This is a genomic window from Actinomadura litoris, from assembly GCF_009733595.1.
Classification (GTDB): domain Bacteria; phylum Actinomycetota; class Actinomycetes; order Streptosporangiales; family Streptosporangiaceae; genus Spirillospora; species Spirillospora litoris.
The window spans coordinates 765,103-784,769 of record NZ_WOFH01000002.1 but is presented as its reverse complement, the minus strand read 5'-3'; the positions used below and the strand labels follow the sequence as shown (position 1 = coordinate 784,769).

At 76.3% G+C, this 19,667-nt stretch carries 14 protein-coding genes; 9 read left to right on the top strand and 5 right to left on the bottom strand.

Annotation, left to right across the window (positions count from 1 at the left end):
• Window positions 1-193: 193 nt before the first annotated feature.
• From imuA' to GNZ18_RS07895, 3 genes are read left to right on the top strand one after another with little or no spacing between them, the layout of a single operon-like run.
• The gene (gene imuA', locus GNZ18_RS07905) at window positions 194-877 is read left to right on the top strand and encodes a DnaE2-dependent mutagenesis accessory factor ImuA' (protein WP_216651192.1); all 684 of its coding nucleotides are present in this window, start codon (window positions 194-196) and stop codon (window positions 875-877) included.
• A complete protein-coding gene (locus GNZ18_RS07900; protein ID WP_214619049.1) occupies window positions 874-2,433 on the top strand; it encodes a DNA polymerase Y family protein in 1,560 nt (519 codons plus the stop codon). The genes imuA' and GNZ18_RS07900 overlap by 4 nt, the downstream gene beginning before the upstream one ends.
• 9 nt (window positions 2,434-2,442) lie before the next feature.
• The gene (locus GNZ18_RS07895; RefSeq protein WP_156215506.1) at window positions 2,443-5,724 is read left to right on the top strand and encodes an error-prone DNA polymerase; all 3,282 of its coding nucleotides are present in this window, start codon (window positions 2,443-2,445) and stop codon (window positions 5,722-5,724) included.
• 30 nt (window positions 5,725-5,754) lie between these two features.
• On the opposite strand, the gene GNZ18_RS07890 is transcribed toward GNZ18_RS07895, so the two are convergent.
• Complete coding sequence (locus GNZ18_RS07890; protein WP_173390678.1) at window positions 5,755-7,182, bottom strand: polysaccharide deacetylase family protein; 1,428 nt, start codon at window positions 7,180-7,182, stop codon at window positions 5,755-5,757.
• A 289-nt stretch (window positions 7,183-7,471) separates the two neighbouring features.
• Between GNZ18_RS07890 and GNZ18_RS07885 the strand changes: the two genes are divergently transcribed.
• Window positions 7,472-9,433 (top strand): protein kinase domain-containing protein, encoded by a 1,962-nt coding sequence (locus tag GNZ18_RS07885; protein ID WP_156215504.1) that lies wholly within the window; start codon window positions 7,472-7,474, stop codon window positions 9,431-9,433.
• 12 nt (window positions 9,434-9,445) lie between these two features.
• On the opposite strand, the gene GNZ18_RS07880 is transcribed toward GNZ18_RS07885, so the two are convergent.
• Window positions 9,446-11,614, bottom strand: a complete 2,169-nt coding sequence (locus GNZ18_RS07880; RefSeq protein ID WP_173390677.1) for an MMPL family transporter — start codon at window positions 11,612-11,614, stop codon at window positions 9,446-9,448.
• Between the two features lie 168 nt (window positions 11,615-11,782).
• A complete protein-coding gene (locus GNZ18_RS07875) occupies window positions 11,783-12,712 on the bottom strand; it encodes a Ppx/GppA family phosphatase (protein ID WP_156215503.1) in 930 nt (309 codons plus the stop codon).
• Window positions 12,713-12,800: 88 nt separating this feature from the next.
• On the opposite strand from GNZ18_RS07875, the gene GNZ18_RS07870 reads away from it, so the two are divergent.
• Window positions 12,801-13,223 (top strand): PH domain-containing protein, encoded by a 423-nt coding sequence (locus GNZ18_RS07870; RefSeq protein ID WP_156215502.1) that lies wholly within the window; start codon window positions 12,801-12,803, stop codon window positions 13,221-13,223.
• A 24-nt stretch (window positions 13,224-13,247) separates the two neighbouring features.
• On the opposite strand, the gene GNZ18_RS07865 is transcribed toward GNZ18_RS07870, so the two are convergent.
• Window positions 13,248-13,460 (bottom strand): hypothetical protein, encoded by a 213-nt coding sequence (locus GNZ18_RS07865; RefSeq protein WP_156215501.1) that lies wholly within the window; start codon window positions 13,458-13,460, stop codon window positions 13,248-13,250.
• Window positions 13,461-13,596: 136 nt separating this feature from the next.
• Between GNZ18_RS07865 and GNZ18_RS07860 the strand changes: the two genes are divergently transcribed.
• Window positions 13,597-15,123 (top strand): alkaline phosphatase D family protein, encoded by a 1,527-nt coding sequence (locus GNZ18_RS07860; RefSeq protein WP_312874367.1) that lies wholly within the window; start codon window positions 13,597-13,599, stop codon window positions 15,121-15,123.
• A 72-nt stretch (window positions 15,124-15,195) separates the two neighbouring features.
• Entirely contained in the window at window positions 15,196-15,639 is a 444-nt protein-coding gene (locus GNZ18_RS07855) for a hypothetical protein (protein ID WP_156215499.1), read from the top strand.
• Window positions 15,640-15,678: 39 nt separating this feature from the next.
• On the opposite strand, the gene GNZ18_RS07850 is transcribed toward GNZ18_RS07855, so the two are convergent.
• On the bottom strand, window positions 15,679-17,076 hold the full coding sequence (locus tag GNZ18_RS07850) for an FG-GAP repeat protein (RefSeq protein ID WP_156215498.1): 1,398 nt from the start codon (window positions 17,074-17,076) through the stop codon (window positions 15,679-15,681).
• A gap of 263 nt (window positions 17,077-17,339) precedes the next feature.
• Between GNZ18_RS07850 and GNZ18_RS07845 the strand changes: the two genes are divergently transcribed.
• Together GNZ18_RS07845 and GNZ18_RS07840 are read left to right on the top strand one after the other, a co-directional pair.
• On the top strand, window positions 17,340-18,758 hold the full coding sequence (locus GNZ18_RS07845; protein WP_156215497.1) for an APC family permease: 1,419 nt from the start codon (window positions 17,340-17,342) through the stop codon (window positions 18,756-18,758).
• A complete protein-coding gene (locus GNZ18_RS07840; RefSeq protein ID WP_156215496.1) occupies window positions 18,758-19,666 on the top strand; it encodes an acetamidase/formamidase family protein in 909 nt (302 codons plus the stop codon). Before GNZ18_RS07845 ends, GNZ18_RS07840 begins: the two co-directional genes overlap by 1 nt.
• Window position 19,667: the final 1 nt, after the last annotated feature.

Here is a 19,667-nt window from a genome sequence, read left to right as displayed (position 1 = left end):
ATTCTGCCGCAAATCCGCCCGAAGCCCGATGGCGTCGGGCTTTGGGGGTCGTCACGTTCCCCCGGTTGACCTGCGAGAACTTGACACAGATCGAATCTGTGTTCGAAATTGGTGCGGAGCAGCGGAGGGGGGGACGTCCGTGCCGGAGGCGGCGCTACGGGGGATCGCGGCCGGCGCGCCGGAGGGGTCCGGCGTGCCGGTGCTGCCCGCGCTGCGGGCGCTGGTCCCGGGCGGCGTCCTGCGGCCGGGGTCGGTGGTGGGGCTGACCGGCCTGGGCGCGGCCTCGCTCGGGGCGGCGCTCGCGGCGGGCGCCACCGCGCCGGAGGGCGAGGACGGGCCGGGCGGCTGGTGCGGCGTCGTCGGGCTGCCCGAGTTCGGCGTCCTCGCCGCCGCCGGGATGGGCGCGGCGCCCGAGCGGCTGCTGCTGGTCGACGAGCCCGGCGACCGCTGGCCGGACGTGGTGGCCGCGCTCGCCGAGGCGGTCGGCCTGATCCTGCTGCGGCCCCCGGAGCGGCCCGGCGCGGCGGCCGTCCGGCGGCTGTCGGCGCTCGCCCGCAGGCACGGCTGCGTGCTGACGCTGACCGGCGCCTTCGCGGACGCCTGGCCGGGGACCCGGCTGCGGCTCCGGCTGGAGGACGTCGCCTGGCACGGCCTCGGCGACGGCCACGGGCGGCTGCGCGGGCGCCTGGCCGACGTCGTCGCGGAGGGGCCGGGGCCGGCGCGCCGCGTCCGGCTGTGGTTCCCGGACGCGGACGGCGCGGTCGCGCCGGCGGAGACCGTCCCCGCGCTGAAGCCGGTGGGCGGCCCGGTGTCGGCGGGCGGGCCCGTGTCGGCGGGCGGGCCGGTGCACACGGTGGCCGGGGAGGAGATCGCGTGACGCGCGTGCTGGTGGTGTGGTGCCCGGACTGGCCCGCGACGGCGGCCGGGGTGGACGCGGCGACGCCCGGCGCGGCCGTCGCGCGGGGCCGGGTGGAGGCGTGCACGGCGGCGGCGCGGGCGCAGGGCGTGCGGCGCGGGCAGCGGCTGCGGGACGCGCAGCGGCGCTGCCCGGAGCTGGTCGTCCGCGAGCGCGACACCGGCGCCGAGGGGCGGCTGTTCGAGGCCGTCGTCGCGGCGGTGGCGGAGCTGACGCCGAGGGTGGAGGTGGTGCGTCCGGGGCTGTGCGCGATCCCGGCGCGGGGGCCCGCCCGCTTCTACGGCGGCGAGGAGGCGCTGCGCGTCCTCGTCCAGGACATGGTGGTGGAGGCCGGGTACGACTGCGGGTCCGGTGTCGCCGACGGGCTGTTCGCCGCCGAACTCGCGGCGCGCGCCGGGCAGGGCGGCGTGGTGGTGCCCGAGGGCGGCGCGGCCGCGTTCCTCGCCCCGTACCCGCTGTCGGTGCTCGACCGCCCGGAGCTGGCGGACCTGCTGCGGCGGCTCGGGGTGGCGACGCTCGGGGCCTTCGCGGCGCTGCCGTCCGGGCACGTCGCGGGGCGGTTCGGCGCGGACGGCGCGCTCGCGCACCGGCTGGCCCGGGGCGAGGAGCCGCGCCCTCCCGCGCCCGTCCCCGGCGTCCCCGACCTGTCGGTCCGCGCGGACCTCGACCCGCCCGCCGCGCGCGCGGAACAGGTCGTGTTCGCGGCCAAGCGGCTGGCGGGCGAGCTGCACGAGGGGCTCGCGGCGGGCGGGCTGACCTGCGTGCGGCTGGAGACCTCGGTCGGGTTCGCCGACGGGCACGTGCTGCGGCGGCTGTGGCGGCACGACGGCCGGCTGTCGGCGCTGGCGGTGGCCGAGCGGGTCCGCTGGCAGCTCTCGGCGTGGCGGAGCGAGCGCCCGGTGCCCGGCACCGACCCCGACGGCGTCGAGGCGCCGCCGGAGGACGAGGCGGTGTGGGGCGGCGTCACGTGGCTGGAGCTGGCGCCCGACCAGCTCGTCCCGGACGTGGGGCGGCAGGAGGGCCTGTGGGGCGGGACGGCGGTCACCGACCGGGTCGCGCGGGCCGCCGACCGCGTCCAGGCGCTGCTGGGCCACCACGGGATCACCCGCCCGGTGCTGGCGGGCGGGCGCGGCCCCGGCGAGCGGGTCGTGCGGGTGCCGGTCGGCGACCTGCCCCCGGCGGGCGCCCCGGACGGCCCCTGGCCGGGCCGGGTGGGCGCGCCCGCGCCCGCCGCCGTCCCGCCGCGCGCCGCGTCCGCCGAGGTCGTGGACGCCGCCGGGGGCCCGGTCGTGGTCTCGGCGCGCTGCGCGGTGTCCGCGCCGCCCGCCGCGCTGGCGTTCGGCGGCGGCACGGCGGCGGTGACCGGCTGGACCGGGCCGTGGCCCGCCGACGAGCGCTGGTGGGACCCGGCGCGGTCGCGGCGGCTGGCCAGGTTCCAGGTCGTCACCGAGGACGGCGCCGCCTACCTGCTCGCGGTCGAGGGCGGCCGCTGGCATGTGGAGGCGTCCTATGACTGAGGGGCTCTGATGGGGTGGAACAACCCGCCGGTGCCGTGGCGGGAGTTCGAGGAGCGGCTGTCGTGGCGCCCGTCCGCGGCGCCGCCGGAGCCCGCGCCGGAGCCCGGCCCGCGCCGTGCGGCGGGGGCGCCGGTGGCGCCGGGGAGCGTGCCGTGGGCCGAGCTGCACTGCCACTCCTCGTTCAGCTTCCTCGACGGCGCGAGCCACCCCGAGACGCTCGTCGCCGAGGCGGCGCGGCTCGGCGTCGAGACCATGGCGATCACCGACCACGACGGCATGTACGGGGCGGTGCAGTTCGCGCGCGCCGCTGACGAGGCGGGCATCGGCACCGTGTTCGGCGCGGAGCTCGGCCTCGGCCTGCCGGGGCCGCGCGCCGGGGAGCCCGACCCGGCGGGGCGGCACCTGCTGGTGCTGGCGCGCGGCGCGTCCGGCTACGCGCGGCTCTGCTCGGCGATCACGGCGGCGCAGCTCGCGGGCGGGCGCAAGGGCCGCCCGGTCTACGACCTGGACGCGCTCGCCGCCGCCCACGACGGGACGTGGGCGGTGCTGACCGGCTGCCGCAAGGGCCACGTCCCGGCCGCGCTGGAGGCGGAGGGCCCGGACGCAGCCGAACGGGAGCTGCGCCGCCTGACCGGGATGTTCGGACGGGAGAACGTGTTCGTCGAGCTGGTCGACCACGACCAGCCGGACGACGACCACCGCAACGACGTCCTGGCCGCGCTCGCCGCACGGGCGGGCGTGGACGTCGTCGCGTCCAACAACGTGCACTTCGCCGCGCCGGGCCCGGACGCGCGGCTGGCGCAGGCGATGGCCGCCGTCCGCTCCCGGCGCGGCCTGGACGACATGGTCGGCTGGCTCCCGGCGGGCGGCACCGCGCACCTGCGCGACGGCGCGGAGATGGCGGCGCGGCTGGCGCGCTTCCCCGGCGTCCGCGAGCGGACGGTCGCGCTGGGCGCCGAGTGCGCGTTCCGGTTCGAGGTGATGGCGCCCCGGCTCCCCGACTGGCCCGTGCCGGACGGGCACACCGAGGCGAGCTGGCTGCGGCACCTGGTCGCCGAGGGCGCGCTCGCCCGCTACGGCACGCCGGGGGCCGAGCGCGTCCCGGGCGCGTACGCGCAGATCGCCCGGGAGCTGGACGTCATCGAGCAGCTCGGGTTCCCCGGCTACTTCCTGATCGTCCACGACATCGTCGAGTTCTGCCGGCGGGAGCGCATCCTGTGCCAGGGGCGCGGGTCGGCGGCGAACTCGGCGGTCTGCTACGCGCTCGGCATCACCGGCGTGGACGCGGTGCACCACGGGCTGCTGTTCGAGCGGTTCCTGTCCCCCGGCCGCGACGGCCCGCCCGACATCGACCTCGACATCGAGCACCGCCGCCGCGAGGAGGCGATCCAGTACGTCTACCGCAAGTACGGGCGCGAGTGCACGGCGCAGGTCGCGAACGTCATCAGCTACCGGCCGCGGATGGCCGTCCGGGACGCGGCGCGCGCGCTCGGCTTCTCCCCCGGCCAGCAGGACGCGTGGTCCAAGGGCATCGACCCGCGCGACCCGGTCGGCACCGAGACCGACGTGCCCGCGCCCGTCATGGACCTCGCGGGCCGGATGCTGCGGCTCCCCCGGCACCTCGGCATCCACTCCGGCGGTATGGTCATCGCCGACCGCCCGGTCGGGGAGATCTGCCCGATCGAGTGGGCGACGATGCCGGGGCGCAGCGTCCTCCAGTGGGACAAGGACGACTGCGCCGCCGCCGGGCTCGTCAAGTTCGACCTGCTCGGCCTCGGCATGCTCGCCGCGCTGCACGACTGCTTCGACCTCGTCGCCGAGCACCACGGGCCCCGCCACGACCTCCAGTCGATCCCGCCGGACGACCCCCAGGTCTACGAGATGCTGAGTGACGCCGACACGGTCGGGGTGTTCCAGGTCGAGTCGCGGGCGCAGATGGCGACGCTGCCGAGGCTGCGGCCCCGCGAGTTCTACGACCTGGTCGTGGAGGTCGCGCTGATCCGCCCCGGGCCGATCCAGGGCGGGTCGGTCCACCCGTACCTGCGCCGCCGCAAGGGCCTGGAGCCCGCGACGTGCCCGCACCCGCTGATGGAGCCCGCGCTGTCGCGCACCCTCGGCGTCCCGCTGTTCCAGGAGCAGATGATGCAGCTCGCCGTGGACTGCGCCGGGTTCACCCCCGCCGAGGCCGACCAGCTCCGGCAGGCGATGGGCGCCAAACGCGCGCCCGAGCGCGTGGAGCGGCTCCGGCGCCGCCTGCTGGACGGCATGGCCGCGCGCGGCATCCCCGCCGACGTCGCCGAGGACGTCTACCAGAAGATCCTGGGGTTCACCGGGTTCGGGTTCCCCGAGTCGCACGCGCAGAGCTTCGCGCACCTGGTGTACGCGAGCGCCTGGCTGAAGCGGCACTTCCCGGCGGCGTTCACGGCGGCGCTCGTCCGCAACCAGCCGATGGGGTTCTACAGCCCGCAGAGCCTGCTGGCGGACGCGCGGCGGCACGGGGTGGTGGTCCGGGGCGTGGACGTCAACGCCAGCGGCGTCCATCCGACGCTGGAGGAGCCCGTCGAGGTCGACAGCCCCCACCCGCACGCGCCCGCCGCACCGCAGCCCGCGATCAGGGCCGGCCTGGAGGGGGTCCGCAACCTGGGCACCGAGACGGCCGAGGCCATCGCGGCGGGACGTCCCTACGCGAGCATGGAGGACCTGGCCCGGCGCGTCCCGGTGTCGGCGGCGGCGCTTGAGGCGCTGGCGACCGCCGGGGCGTTCGGCCGCCTCGGCGTGACGCGCCGGGAGGCGCTGTGGGCCGCCGGGGCGCTGGCGGGGTCGGGGCCCGGCCGGATCGAGGGCGTCACACCCGGCGCCGCCGCGCCCGGCCTGCCCGCGATGACGCCGATCGAGGAGACGCTCGCGGACCTGTGGGCGACGGGCGTCTCGCACACCCATCCCGTCGCGCACGTCCGCGCGGCGCTGGACGAGCTCGGCGCGCTGTCGTCGGAGCGGCTCGCGGACGTCCCGGGCGAGACCAACGTCCTCGTCGCCGGGCTCGTCACCCACCGGCAGCGCCCGCCGACGGCGGGCGGCATCGTGTTCATGACGCTGGAGGACGAGACGGGCATCGTCAACGTCGTGTGCCCGCCGCCGGTGTTCCAGCGGCACCGCGGCCTCGCCGTGGACGCGCAGGCGCTGCTGGTCGGCGGGCGGCTGGAGCGGGCGGACGGCGTCGCCAACGTCCGCGCGACACGGCTGCGGCGGCTGCCGGTGCCGGGCCGCTCCCGCTCCCGCGACTTCCGCTGACCCGTGCCGGCGGAACATGGGTAGGCCGGGTCACATGCCGGAGAACTGGCCGCCGGGCTGCACCGTGTGGCCCGCCATCAGCTCCGAGACGGTCACGAACGTGTAGCCCTTCGCGGCGAGCCGCTTCAGGATGGCGGGGACGGCCTCCGCCGTCGGCCGGTGGTTCTCGTGCAGCACCACGACCGCGCCCGGCCGGGCCCGCTCGACGACCCGGTCGGCGATCCTCCCGGCGCCGCGCTCGCGCAGGTCGCCCGGATCGAGGCTCCACAGCACCTGCACCAGGCCGAGCGACTTCGCGACGCCCGCGACCGTGCTGCTGGTGGCGCCGTAGGGGGGCCGCATCAGCGTGACGCAGCGGCCGATCGCGCGGCGCAGGACGTCCTGCGTCCGCTGCACGTCGGAGTTGATCTGCATGGTCGGCAGCCGGGTCAGGTCGCGGTGGCTCTGGGTCTGGTTGCCGAACTCGTGGCCCGCCTCGGCGGCGGCGCGGACCAGCCCGGGGTCGGCGGCGGCGTTGTCGCCGACCACGAAGAAGGTCGCGCGGGCGCGGCGCGCCTCCAGGGCGGCCAGCACGTCCCGCGTGCGGGGGCCGGGGCCGTCGTCGAAGGTGAGCGCGACGCACTTGGCGCTCGCGCAGTCGACCCGGGCGGGCGGCGGGCGCGCCGCCGCCAGCTCGCGGGTGGGCGGCGGGCGGCCGACCGGGGGCGCGAGCGCCGCGTCCCGCGCCCGCCGCCCGAACGCCGACAGCAGCGGCTCGGTCACCTCGCGGCCGAGCGCGACGGCGACCCGCCCCGCCGACCCGGGCGCGACCGTGTAGTCGCTGAACTCCACCACGAGGTCGCCCTCGTCGTTGAAGCCGAGCGAGGGGAACGTCTGCGGCTCCGGCCGCACCTGCGCCGGGTTGGCCCGCGAGCCCAGCCGGTCGCGGACGTGCCGGGCGAGCGCGGTCAGCCCGACGCGTCCGGCGATCAGGTCGGCGGAGGGGTGCGCGGTGCGGGTCACGCCGTCGTACCAGAGCGTGCGCCGCGACTCGCCGCCGGAGGTGCCGAGGAACTGCCAGGTCACCAGCCGCACGCCCACGATCTGCCGGGACGCGGCGGTCAGCGACCACTGCACGTTCAGCTCCGGCAGCCCGCCGCCCGGCAGCGGCTCGGCGTCGGCGGTGTGGGCGGTGAAGGGGCGGATCTGCTCCTCCACCACGGCGGCGAGCCGGTCGGTCAGCGGCTCGGCGTCCGGGACGCGGGGGTAGGCGGCGTAGACGCGGCGCGCCGCGCCCTGCTCGACGCGCGTCACGGCGGTGACGCCGGGGACGGCGCCGGGGTCGACGGCGCGGACGGTGGTGTCGTCGGTGGCGGCGCGGCTGGGCCGGTCGGCGTCGCCCGAGCAGCCCTCGACCAGCGGCACGCAGAGCAGCACGGCCACCGCCGCGGCCCTCGCCCGGGTCCATGGGTCGATCACGGGTTCTCCCCACCGAGCCGCATGGGTTCGATCTTGAGTTGATCCGCCTGGTTCGCAGAGTATGCCCCGCTGTGCGGCACGGATCTCCGTCTTCGGGGCGGGTGACGGAGTTTTGCCGTGCGCCGGGCCGGACTTGAGCAACCGTTGACCTTTACCGGAACCCACCGGCACGGGCCCGGGGTCTGGCCGGGACGCCTCGTCCTCTGCCATCGTTGGGGCCGGAGGGGGCCGCGTGCCGTCGCGTGGCGGCCGCCAGGACGCGGCTCTGCGGGGGGCGAAAGGATCGCCGATGGAGAGCCCGAGATCTCATCCGGCGGGCGGGACCGCCCCGGGAGAACTGCGCGCGGACGACCCGGCCCGGGTCGGGCCGTACCGGATCGAGGCCAGGATCGGCGCGGGCGGGATGGGCGCGGTGTACCTCGGCCGCGGCCCGGACGGGCGGCCGGTGGCGGTGAAGGTCGTCCAGCCCGAGCTGGCGAGCGACCCGATGTTCCTCGCGCGCTTCCACGACGAGGCCGCCAACGCCCAGCGGGTCGCCTCCTTCTGCACCGCGCAGGTCCTCGACCACGGCGAGGACGGCGGCCTCGCCTACATGGCCACCGAGTACATCGACGGGCCCACGCTGCTCCAGCATGTGCGGGAGAACGGCGCGCTGTCGCCCGGCATGCTGCACGGCGTCGCGGTCGGGGTGGCCGCCGCGCTCGTCGCGATCCACAGCGCGGGGCTGGTGCACCGCGACCTCAAGCCCGGCAACGTGCTGCTGTCCATCACCGGCCCCCGGGTGATCGACTTCGGCATCGCCCGCGCGCTGGAGGAGCCGAGCGCGCACACCCGCACCGGCCAGGTCATCGGGACGCCCGGCTTCATCGCGCCCGAGCAGATCCTCACCCAGCAGGTCAGCCCGGCCGTGGACGTCTTCGCCTGGGGCTGCCTCGTCGCCTACGCCGCCAGCGGCCGCAACCCGTTCGGGCAGGGCTCGTTCCAGATCATGGCGGCCCGCGCCGTGCACGCCGAACCGGAGCTCGGCGCCCTGCCCGCGCCGCTCGCCGGGCTGGTCCGCGCGTGCCTGGCCAAGGAGCCGGAGCGGCGCCCGTCCGCCCGCGACCTGCTGCTCGCGCTGGTCGGCGGCGGTGACGAGGCCGCCGTGTCCACCACGCTCGGCGCGTCCTGGGCGCCGCCGCCCGTCCCGCTTCCGCCGCCGCGCCCGCCGGAGCCGGTCACGGTGCCGCCGTCCCCTGAGCCGACGCTCGCCGAGCCCCGCCCGGTGCCGCTTCCCCCGGTGCCGGTGTCCGCGGCGCCGAAGGCGCGGCGCGGGCGGTTCGTCCTCGGCGGAGCGCTCGCGCTCGTGGGCGTGGTGGGCATCGCGGCCGGCGCCTACCTGCTCCTGGGAGGGGATGAGAAGGAGAAGCCCGGCCCCCAGGCCCCCCGCGCCGCCGCCACCGGCTTCCCGACCGGGCCGATGCTCGTCCGGATCGACACCGCGCCCGGGTGGCCGAAGACCTGCCACGCCGACATCGGCACCTACAAGGCCGGGGACGCGGCGCCGAAGACGCTGGTCGGCGGACCGGCGTGCGACAGGCTGCCGGTCCGGTCGCCCGACGGCGGGCGCATCGCGTTCACGCGGACGGCCGGGGGCGAGTCGGCGGCGTGGGTGATGAACGCGGACGGAAGCGACCCCCGGAAGGTCACCGACATGGCGGGCGGGCGCGTGACCTGGTCACCCGACGGCACGAGGCTCGCCTACGTCGCGGGCCCGGGCACCGGCCAGCTCTACACGGTCACGGTCGAGGGCCACGCGGTCACCCGGCTCACCGGCGACGCGTCCGTCAAGGACGATCCGATGTGGTCCAGGACCGGGCGGCTCGTGTTCTGGAGCAAGCGCGACGGCGCCGAGCAGCTCTACACCCTCGATCCGGACCGTCCCGAGAGGCCGTGGACGCGGCTCACCCGGGACGGCGTCCGCGCGGTCGACCCGGCGTGGTCGCCGGACGGCTCCATGATCGCCTACACGCGCGGCGCGTCCGGGCAGGCCGACATCTGGGTGATGAAGGCCGACGGGAGCGGCGGGCACCCGCTGGCGCGGACGGACGCGCGCGAGATGGACCCGGGATGGTCCCGCGACGGGCGCTGGATCTGCTACGTCCGGGGGGCGGTGGAGCGCCCGGAGGTCCGCGCCGCCCGCGTGGACGGCACGGGCGACCGGACGATCACCCCGGCGGGCAGCACGCTCGGCCACCCGAGCTGGTCCTGAGCCGCCGGGCGGTCAGGGTTCGCTGTGCCCGGCCGTCGCGGCCTCCCTCGGCACGGGCGGCTCGGCGTGCGGCCGGGCGAGGGCGCTGGGCCACCACATGTGCCGTCCGACGTCCAGGTTCAGCGCGGTGACCAGCACCGACCGGACCACGAAGGTGTCCAGCAGCACCCCGAACGCGACCGTGAAGCCGAGTTCGGTGACGAACACCAGCGGCAGCGAGCCGAGCGCGGCGAACGTCCCGGCGAGGACGGCGCCCGCCGAGGTGATGACCCCGCCGGTCGCGGCGAGGCCGATGAGGGCGCCGCGCCGCGTCCCGTGCTGTTTGGCCTCCTCGTGGACGCGCGTCATCAGGAAGATGTTGTAGTCCGTGCCGAGCGCCACGAGGAACACGAACGTCCAGAGCGCGAAGGACGGGTCGGCCGAGGCGAACCCGAACACATGGTTGAAGACCAGCGCGCTCACCCCGAGCGCCGCGGCGAACGACAGCACGACGGTCGCGACCAGCAGCAGCGGCGCGACCACCGAGCGCAGCAGCACGGTGAGGATCAGGAACACGACGACGAGCACGACCGGGATCACGACGTTCTGGTCGTGGTGGGAGGCGTCGCTGATGTCGAGGGTGACCGCCGAGCCGCCGCCGACCTCGGCGTCCGCGCCGGGGACGGCGTGGACGGCGGCGCGGGCGTGCTTGATCGCGGTGAACCCGCTCTGCCCGTCGGGCGCGGCGGTGAGCGTCCCCTCCAGGTAGACGAGTCCGTCGACGGGTCGGCCCGGGTTGTTCCCGGCGAGCCGCACGTCGGTGATGTTCGGCACCCGGGCGAGCGCGCTCCTGACGGCGTCCTGCGTCCCGGCCTTGGCGATGACCTGGACCGGCGACCCGCTGCCCGCCGGGAAGTGCTGGACCAGGGCCTCCTCGCCGACGACCGAGTCGGGCCTGCCGGAGCTGAAGGAGTCCTTGCTGGGCAGCGAGCCGGTCTTCAGCCCGAACAGCCCGAACGCGAACGCGCCGAGCACCACCGCCGTGGTCAGCCAGGTGACGCGCGGGCGGACGGCGACGAACGCCCCGACCCGCGCCCACGCGCCGCGCTCGGTCGGCTCGGGGGTGCCGTACTTCGGCCGCCTCGGCCAGAACACCCACCGGCCGCAGACGAGCAGCAGCGCGGGCAGCAGCGTGACCATCGCGGCGAGCGCGACGACGACGCCGACGGCCATGACCGGGCCCATGCTCTTGGTCGAGCTGAGCGTGGCCATCAGCAGGCACAGCATGCTGATCGCGACGGTGGAGCCGCTCGCGACGATCGCGGGCCCGGCGCGGTGCAGCGCGATCGCCATCGCCTCGTGCCGGTCGCGGTGCCGCCGCAGCTCCTCCCGGTAGCGGGCGATCAGCAGCAGCGCGTAGTCGGTCCCGGCGCCGAACACCAGGACGGTGAGGATGAACGCGGCCTGCCCGTTCACGGTCAGCCCGGCGTGCTCGGCCAGCAGGTACACCACGGCGTCGGCGGCCATCAGCGCGACGCCGACGCACAGCAGCGGCGCCAGCCACAGGACCGGGCTGCGGTAGGTGACCAGCAGGATCGCGATGACGATGGCGGCGGTGATGAACAGCAGCGTCTTGTCGAAGCCGGAGAAGACGTTGCTGAAGTCGCCGCCGTACCCGGCGGGCCCGGTGACGTGCGCCTTCAGCCCGGAGCCGCCGTTCTGGACGATGTCGCGGTAGTCGTCCACGGCGGGGCCGAGCAGGTTCCAGCCGTCGTTGCCGACCTTGACGTTGATGATCGTCTGGATGGCCTTGCCGTCCCTGGCGACCGTCGGGCCCTGCACGCTCTCGGTGATCCGGTGGGGCGGTTTGGAGCCCTTCGGGTCGCCGGTGACGGTGGTGAGGCGCGCCACGTCCGCCGCCGCCTTGGCCCGGTCGGCCGCCGTCACGGGGGCGCCGTCGCGGTGGTAGACGACCACGGCGGGGAAGGTGTCGGCGGGGACGAACTTCTCGGAGGCGTCGACGACGCGCGTCGACTCGGCGTTCTTGGGCAGCCAGGAGGACGCCTCGTTCGTCTGCGCGTCGGTCAGCTTCCCGGCCAGCATGCCGCCGACCGGGAGGATCAGCAGGACCCAGATCGCCACCACGACGAACTTGCCGACCCGGCCGCAGGGCAGGGACGACAGCCGGTGGGTGTCCGCCATGGATGACCAACTCCTCGGGGTGTGTGCCGCCGCGCTACTTCCTACGTCGCCGCACTCCGAGCGTCAAGACATATCGCGTTCATTCTTGGATCACCGAAACGGACATTCCGGCACGCGCTCCAGGTCATCGGCCCGCGTCCGGATCCGGCCAGCGCGGCCGGCAGCGCCTTACCCGGTGATCATGTCGAGCCGGCGCAGGATCACGCCCTCGCGCAGCGCCCACGGGCAGACCTCCAGCTCGGCGAGCCCCAGCAGGTCCATCGCCGCGTCCGCGACGATCGCGCCCGCCGGGAGCTGCGGGGCGCGCCGCTCGGACACCCCCGGCAGCCCGGCCCGCTCGGCGGCGGGCATCCGCGCGAGCCGGTCGGCCCACTCGGTCAGCTCGGCGTCGCGCAGCACCCGCCGCTGGTACGGTCCATCGCCGGACGGCGCCGCCCCGCCGATCCGGGCGAGCTGCTTGAAGGTCTTGGACGTGGCGACCGCGTGGTCGGGCGGCCCGTAGCGGGCGACCTCGCCGACATGGCGGGCGATCTCGGCCCGGACGTGCCGCCGCAGCCCGCGCACCTCGTCCGGGGACGGGGGGTCGGCGGTGAACCAGTCGCGGGTGAGCCGCCCCGCGCCGAGCGGCAGCGAGAACGCCGCGTCGGGCTCCTCGTCGATGCCGACCGCGATCTCCAGCGAGCCGCCGCCGATGTCGACGACCAGCAGCCGCCCCGAGGACCAGCCCGACCAGCGCCGGACGGCGAGGAACGTCAGCCGCGCCTCCTCCTCGCCCGACAGCGCGCTGATGTCCACCCGCGTCTGCGTGCGGAGCCGCGCGAGGACCTCCTCGCCGTTGGAGGCGTCCCGGACGGCGGACGTCGCGAACGCCACCAGGTCCTCCACGCCCTTGTCCTCGGCGATCTGGAGCGCCTCGTCGACGAACGCCCGCAGCCGGGTCTCGCCCTCCTCCGAGAGCCGGTCGCCGTCCTCCAGGTGCGCGGCGAGCCGCAGATCCGCCTTGTGGGAGTACGCGGGGAGAGGCCGCGCACCCTGGTGGGCGTCCACCACCAGCAGATGCACGGTGTTCGAGCCCACGTCCAGCACACCCAGTCGCATGGAGCCGACGTTATCGGAACCGTCTGCGACAAGTGCGGGCAGACCAGCCTCGATAGGGATAGAAGGCACTTGCCGCTACGGTGACGTCATGGAGGGTGACACGGGGGTCGCGGCGCGCTGGCGGGTGCCGACCAAGCAGATCGTGGCCAAATGCGCGGCGGCGGCCGTGGCGGCGGCGCTGGCCGTCGCGAACGCCGGGGACGCCGAGCGCCTGCTGCTGGCGGGCGTCGCGGCGGCGGGGCTGGCCGCGCTCGCGCTGCGCGACCTGATCGCGCCCGTCCGGGTGGCGGCCGATCCGGGCGGCCTCACGGTCCTCACCGGCTACGCGTCCCGCCGCCACGTCCCGTGGAGCCGGGTGACCGCCATCCGGGTGGACGAGCGGCGCCGCCTGCTGCTGCACACCCGGCTGCTGGAGATCGAGACGACCGACGACCTCCACCTGTTCAGCGCGTTCGACCTGGGCGCCGACGTGCACGACGTGGCCGAGGCGCTCTACCGGATCCGCCCCTGAGTCCGGGCGCCCGGTCCCGGGCGCTCAGTCCATGCGCAGCTCGGCCAGGTCGACGGCCTCGGCCAGGTCCTCCACGGTCGGGTAGTAGCCGACGAGCGCGCCGTGCCGGGTGACCAGGAAGGCCGTCTCGCCCGGCACCCCGGCCAGGTCGGCCCACACGCGGTGCGCGCCCTTCAGCCGCACCGCGACCACCCGCAGCCCGTCCGGCCCCGTCCAGCCTTTGCGGCACTCCCCCATGCACAGAACGTTACGCTTGGCTACTTTCCGTCATTCCGGCAGGTCACCATGTCGGCTCCGGGCCGCTACGGGAGCTTCACTCCGCGTTGCCCTGATCGTCGGCCGGACCTCGATCCGGTGATCTGCACTGGACGGCGTGGACGTGACACGCAGGACGTTCCTGGCAGGCACGACCCTCACCCCTTTCACCGGGCGGGCGACCGGGCGGACGCCGGAGCCGTTCGCGCTGGGCGTCGCGTCCGGCGACCCCGCGCCCGGCGGCGTCGTCCTGTGGACGCGCCTCGCCCCGCACCCGCTGGCCGAGGACGGCCGCGGCGGCGTGCCGGACCGCGACGTCACCGTGGAATGGCAGGTCGCCGAGGACGAGCGGTTCCGGCGGGTCGCCCGCGCGGGCCGGGCGACGGCGCGGCCGTCGGCCGCCCACAGCGTGCACGTCGAGGTGGACGGCCTGCGGCCCGGCGCGGAGTACTTCTACCGGTTCCGCGCGGACGGGCACCTCTCCCCCGCCGGGCGGACGCGGACGGCCCCGGCGCCGGGCGCGATGGCCCCGCTGACGTTCGGCGCCGTCTCGTGCGCCGACTACGAGCGCGGCTACTTCACCGCCTACCGGCGGCTGGCCGAGCGGCACCCCGACCTGGTCGTCCACCTGGGCGACTACCTCTACGAGGACGCGGCGGGCGACGACGAGGCCGTGCCGGTCGTCCGGCGGCACACCCCCGGCAAGTGCCTGACGCTCGCGGACTACCGGCGGCGGCACGCCCAGTACCGCACCGACGCCGACCTGCGGGCCGCGCACGCCGCCGCGCCCTGGGCGGTGATCTGGGACGACCACGAGGTCGAGAACAACTGGGCGGGGAGCGTTCCGGGCACGAAGGTCCCCGGGTTCCCGGCGCGCAAGCGGGCCGCGATCCGCGCGTACTACGAGCACATGCCGCTGCGCCCCTCGGCGTTCCGCCGCGACGGCCGGATCACGCTGACGCGCCGCCTGGAGTGGGGCGGGACGGCGGCGCTGCACCTGCTCGACACCCGGCAGTTCCGCTCCGACCAGCCCTGCGGGGACGGGCTGCGCGCCGGCTGCGACGACCGCCTCGACACGCGCCGCGCCCTGCTCGGCCCGGCGCAGCTCCGCTGGCTGGAGGCGGGCCTGCGCGGGTCGCGCGCCCGCTGGAACATCCTGGCGCAGCAGGTGTTCCTCGCCCAGCGCGACCTGCGCCTCGGCCCCGGCCGCGAGATGGCGCTGGACGGCTGGGACGGCTACGCCGCCGAGCGCGACCGGCTCACCCGGGCCCTCACCCGCTCGCGGGCGGCCAACCCCGTGGTGCTCACCGGCGACGTGCACGTGGCGCACGCCTGCGACCTGCTGGCCGACTTCGACGACCCCTCCTCGGCGCGCGTCGGCGTGGAGCTGGTCGCCACGTCGGTCTCCAGCGACGGCGACGGTTACCACGACCCGGCCGAGAACGCGGCCGTCCGCGCGGAGAACCCGCACATCGCGCTCATCGACCAGCGCCGGGGCTTCCTGCTCGGCCGCGCGGGCGCGGGCGGGCTGCGCGCCGAGTTCCACACGCTCCCCCACGTCACCCGCCGGGGCGCGGCGTCGTCGGTGGCGGCGGCGTTCACCGTCCCGGACGGCGCGCGGTCGCTGTCGGGTTCGTCCCGCTGAGCGGACCGGGAGGGAACCGGGAACGGGCGACACGCGTCGAAGTCGTGCCGGCTCCCTGCCTGAGGAGGAATCATGGCCGACATGAAACTCCGGCGGCTACCGCTCCTACTGCTCCTCCCGTGCGCGGCGGCGCTGATCGCGTGCGCGTCGGGCGCGTCCGCGGGCACCGACGATCCGACGATCAAGCCGGGCGCGCCGTTCACGCTCGCGCCGGGCCAGACCGGGCGGCTGGACGGCGGCGCCCTGACCGTGCGGTTCGACGGGGTCAGCGACGACAGCCGCTGCCCCGCCACGGTCGACTGCGTGTGGGCGGGCAGCGCGACCGTGCACCTGACGATCACCTTCGGGGAGGCCGCCCCCGCCGCCCGCGACCTGTACGTCAACGGGACGTCCGCGAAGACGGTGGCCGTCTCCGGGTACAAGGTGTCGCTGATCGGGCTGGCACCGGAGCGGCAGTCGACGAAACCGCTGCCGAAGGACGCCTACCGCGCCAAGCTCCGGGTCGACCGGGACTGACGCGGCGAACGGGCCCGACGCGACGAACGGGCCTGAGGATCAGCCGAGGCTGTATCCGGTCAGCCCCCGGGCGGCCAGCGGGATCCGCGCCGGTCGCGCGGGGGTCCCGGTCACCTCGAACACCGCGCCGCCGAAGCCGTCGGCGCCCGGCGCGCCGACCACCAGCGTCCCGCCGCGGACGGTCAGCGCGCCGCCGAACCGGCTGTAGGGCGCGAGCGGCGCGGTGAGCGTCGTCGCCCTGAGCCGCCTCCCGCGCAGGACGAGGACCGTCCCGGCGCCGGGCGCCCCCGCCGCGAGGTCGGCGTGCCCGTCGCCGTCCAGGTCCCCGGCGGCGAGCGCCGAGCCGAGGCGGTCGTGGTCGCCGCGCCCGTAGCGGGTGGCCCCGGCCTGCGCCAGGCCGGGGCCCGCGAGGATCTGGACGGCGCCCGAGGCGAGGTCGGCGGAGCCGTCGCGGTCCTCGCCGGGCGCGCCGACGGCCAGGTCGTCGCGCCCGTCGCCGTCGAGGTCGGCGGCGGCGAGCGCGGAGCCGAAGCCGTCGGCGCGCTCGGACGTGCCGTCCACGGCGGGCTCGTCCTGGGACACGTAGTCGGCGGACCGTTCCAGCGGGTCGAGGACGGTCACCGTCCCCGCGCCGCGCGCGCCGTCGTCCGGGGCCCCGGCGGCGATCTCCGCGCGGCCGTCGCCGTCGAAGTCGCCCGCCGCGAGCACGCTGCCGAACCCGTCGGTCTCGGCCGCCGACTGGGCCACCCACGGCGTCCGCTGCGTGATCAGCGGGCCGGGCCGCAGCGCCCGCCCGCGCAGCCCGAAGACCGCGACCCCGCCGCCGCCCCGCAGCCCCGGGGCGCCGACGGCCAACTCGTCGTCGCCGTCGCCGTCCAGGTCGGCGGCGGCGAGCGACGCGCCGAAGCGGTCGGTGCCGTGGGCGCGGCGCAGGGAGCGGGCCGTCAGCAGCGGCCCCGGCCGCGGCCCGGACCGGGAGCCCAGGTAGATCCGCACCGCGCCCGCGCCCTCGGCGCCGGGACGGCGGGCCCCGAACACCCGGTCGGGGATGCCGACGGCCAGGTCGGCGCAGCCGTCCCGGTCGAAGTCGCCCGAGGCCAGCGCGGCGCCGAAGCCCTCGCCGAGGCGGGACGCCCCGCCCTCGCTCAGCAGGCTCACGCCGGACGCGGCGCGCACGGCCACCGCGCCCGCGCGCACCTGCCCGCCGACGTCCGCGTACGGCGCGCCCACGGCCAGGTCGGCGGCTCCGTCGCCGTCGAAGTCGGCGGGCGCGGAGCCCCGGCACGGGCCGGCGGGCACGGCCAGCGCCGCGACGCGGACGGGCACGGGCGCGGGCGGCGCACCGGCCATGGGAGCGGACGCGGCGGCCGACGCCGTCGCCACGAGGGCGGCGGCCACGCGTCCGGGCCGGGAGCGGAGGCGGGGGACGGTGCTCACCCCGGCAACGTCCCCGCTACGCGGAACCTGCGGTCACCGGGCGGATGACCGGCCGGTGAACCCGCGACGTCGGCCGGGCCGGGCGCCGCCGGGCCGGGCTCGCGGTGGTGCGGCCGTGCGGCCCGCGCCTATTCTCACAGCCGCGCTTTCTCCCACCGCGCCCGCTCCCAGGCGCGTCCGTCCGCTCCCAGCGGGCCTCGACACCCCCGAGGCCCGGCAGGACCCGAACGGCCCACGAGGCCGACCGAAAGGCGTGTGCTCCCATGACGACCGCCCCTTCCGAACCCACGGACCCCACGGGACCCGCGCCGGGCGACCCCGGCGCGCGGACGCTGGAGTCCTTCGGCTACGCCCAGGAGCTGCGCCGCTCGCTCCGGCTGCCCGACCTGGTCGTCTACGGCCTGGTGATGATGCTCCCGATCGCGCCGTTCACGATCTTCGGGGCCGTGTTCAACGAGTCCAGGGGCATGGTGGCGCTGACCTACCTGATCGGGCTGGTCGCGATGGCGTTCACCGCGCTCAGCTACCGGGAGATGTCGCGCGCCTTCCCGATCGCCGGGTCCGTCTACTCCTACGCGGGACGCGGCATCAACGACAAGGCCGGGTTCCTGGCGGGCTGGGCGATCCTGCTGGACTACCTGCTCGTCCCGACCCTGCTGTACGTGATGAGCGCGGCCGCGCTGCACGCGCTGCGGCCCGAGGTGCCGCAGTGGTGCTGGATCGTCATGTTCGTCGTGGTCAACACCGTGATCAACTACCTGGGCATCGAGACGACGGCGCGGCTGAACCGGCTGTTCCTGCTCGCCGAGCTGGTGGCGCTCGCGGTGTTCGTCGGGTTCGGCGCGGCCGCCGTCGCGCGCGGCGAGAACGGCGCGCGCTTCTCCTTCGACCCGCTGGTCAACGCCGACCTGCTGACCCCCGGGCTGATCTTCGGCGCGCTGTCGGTCGCGGTGCTCAGCTTCCTCGGCTTCGACGGGATCTCCACGCTGTCGGAGGAGGTGGCGGGCGGCGACCGCCGGCTCGTCGGGCGCGCCACCCTGTTGGCGCTGTGCCTGGTCGCGGGGCTGTTCGTCGTCCAGACCTGGATCGCGGCGCTGCTGGTGCCGGGCCGCACCGAGTTCACCGGGGACGAGGCCACGAACTCCGCCTTCTACGACATCGCCTGGATCGCGGGCGGCGGGTGGCTCAAGAACATGACGGCGGTGTCGGCGGCGCTCGCCACCGGCGTGGCGAACTCGCTGGTGGCCCAGGCCGCCACGTCCCGGCTGCTGTTCAGCATGGCGCGCGACCGCAAGCTGCCCGCCTTCCTCGCGCACGTCCACCCGACCCGCCGCACGCCCGAGCGCGCCCTGCTGTTCGTCGCCGCGATCTCGCTCGTGCTCGGGCTGTCGTTCACGGGCCAGGTCAGCCTGCTGTCCTCGCTGGTGAACTTCGGCGCGCTGTTCGCGTTCCTGCTGCTGCACCTCGCGGTGTTCGTGCACTTCACGCTGCGGCACCGGAGCACCCGCTGGCACCTGCACGTCGCGGCGCCGGCGCTCGGCCTGGTGATCATAGGCTCGGTGCTGTGGAACGCCGACACGCGGGCGAAGACCGGCGGGCTGGCCTGGCTCGCCGCGGGCGTCCTGGTGCTGGTGTTCTACCGGCTCTCGGGCCGCGGGACCGACCTCAACCTGGAGGACTGATGCACATCCGCCGCACGAGCGTGCACAACGCCTGGGACAACGCGATCCCGCCCGTCGCGTCCCTGGTCCCGGACGCGGAGTTCACGGTCGAGACCGCCGACGCGAGCGGCGGGCAGCTCGGCCCGTCCGCCGGCACCGCCGAGGTCGCCGCGCTCGACTTCGCCCGCGTCAACCCGGTGACCGGGCCGTTCCTGGTCGAGGGCGCCCGCGCCGGGGACGCCCTGGTGATCGACGTGCTGGAGATGGCGGTCGGCGACTGGGGCTGGACGGCGAGCATCCCCGGCTTCGGGCTGCTGGCCGACGACTTCCCCGACCCGCACCTGCGCGTCTCCAAGATCGCGAACGGGTTCGCCGAGCCGCTGCCGGGGGTGCGCGTCCCGGTCGTCCCGATGGTCGGCACGATCGGGGTGGCGCCGCCCGAGCCGGGGGCGCACTCGATCGTCCCGCCGCGCCGCTGGGGCGGCAACATGGACATCCGGCACGTCGGGCCCGGCGCGCGGCTGATCCTGCCGGTCGGGGTGGACGGCGCGCTGCTCTCGCTCGGCGACGCGCACGCCGCGATGGGCGACGGCGAGGTCTGCGGCACCGGGATCGAGACCGAGGCGTCGGTCCGGCTGCGGGTGGGCGTGCGCCCGGGCGCCGCCCCGCCCACCCCGGTCGTCGAGGCCGACCCGCGCACCCACCGCGCGGGACGCGCCCTCGTCACCACCGGCGTCGGCCCCGACCTGATGGAGGCGGCGAGGGAGGCCACCCGCCACCTCGTGGCCGAGGTCTCCGCCCGCACCGGCCTGGCCCCCGCCGACGCCTACCTGCTGGCGAGCGTCGCCGCCGACCTGAAGATCTCCGAGGTCGTCGACGTCCCCAACTGGATCGTCTCCGCCCACCTGGAGCTGTCCCTGCTGGGGTAGC

Bases quoted from the DNA above. Each gene is read 5' to 3' on its own strand.
- GNZ18_RS07895 (WP_156215506.1), top strand. From the start codon at position 2,443: ATGGGGTGGAACAACCCGCCGGTGCCGTGGCGGGAGTTCGAGGAGCGG.
- GNZ18_RS07885 (WP_156215504.1), top strand. From the start codon at position 7,472: ATGGAGAGCCCGAGATCTCATCCGGCGGGCGGGACCGCCCCGGGAGAA.
- GNZ18_RS07880 (WP_173390677.1), bottom strand. From the start codon at position 11,614: ATGGCGGACACCCACCGGCTGTCGTCCCTGCCCTGCGGCCGGGTCGGC.
- GNZ18_RS07875 (WP_156215503.1), bottom strand. From the start codon at position 12,712: ATGCGACTGGGTGTGCTGGACGTGGGCTCGAACACCGTGCATCTGCTG.
- GNZ18_RS07870 (WP_156215502.1), top strand. From the start codon at position 12,801: ATGGAGGGTGACACGGGGGTCGCGGCGCGCTGGCGGGTGCCGACCAAG.
- GNZ18_RS07865 (WP_156215501.1), bottom strand. From the start codon at position 13,460: ATGGGGGAGTGCCGCAAAGGCTGGACGGGGCCGGACGGGCTGCGGGTG.
- GNZ18_RS07855 (WP_156215499.1), top strand. From the start codon at position 15,196: ATGGCCGACATGAAACTCCGGCGGCTACCGCTCCTACTGCTCCTCCCG.
- GNZ18_RS07845 (WP_156215497.1), top strand. From the start codon at position 17,340: ATGACGACCGCCCCTTCCGAACCCACGGACCCCACGGGACCCGCGCCG.
- GNZ18_RS07840 (WP_156215496.1), top strand. From the start codon at position 18,758: ATGCACATCCGCCGCACGAGCGTGCACAACGCCTGGGACAACGCGATC.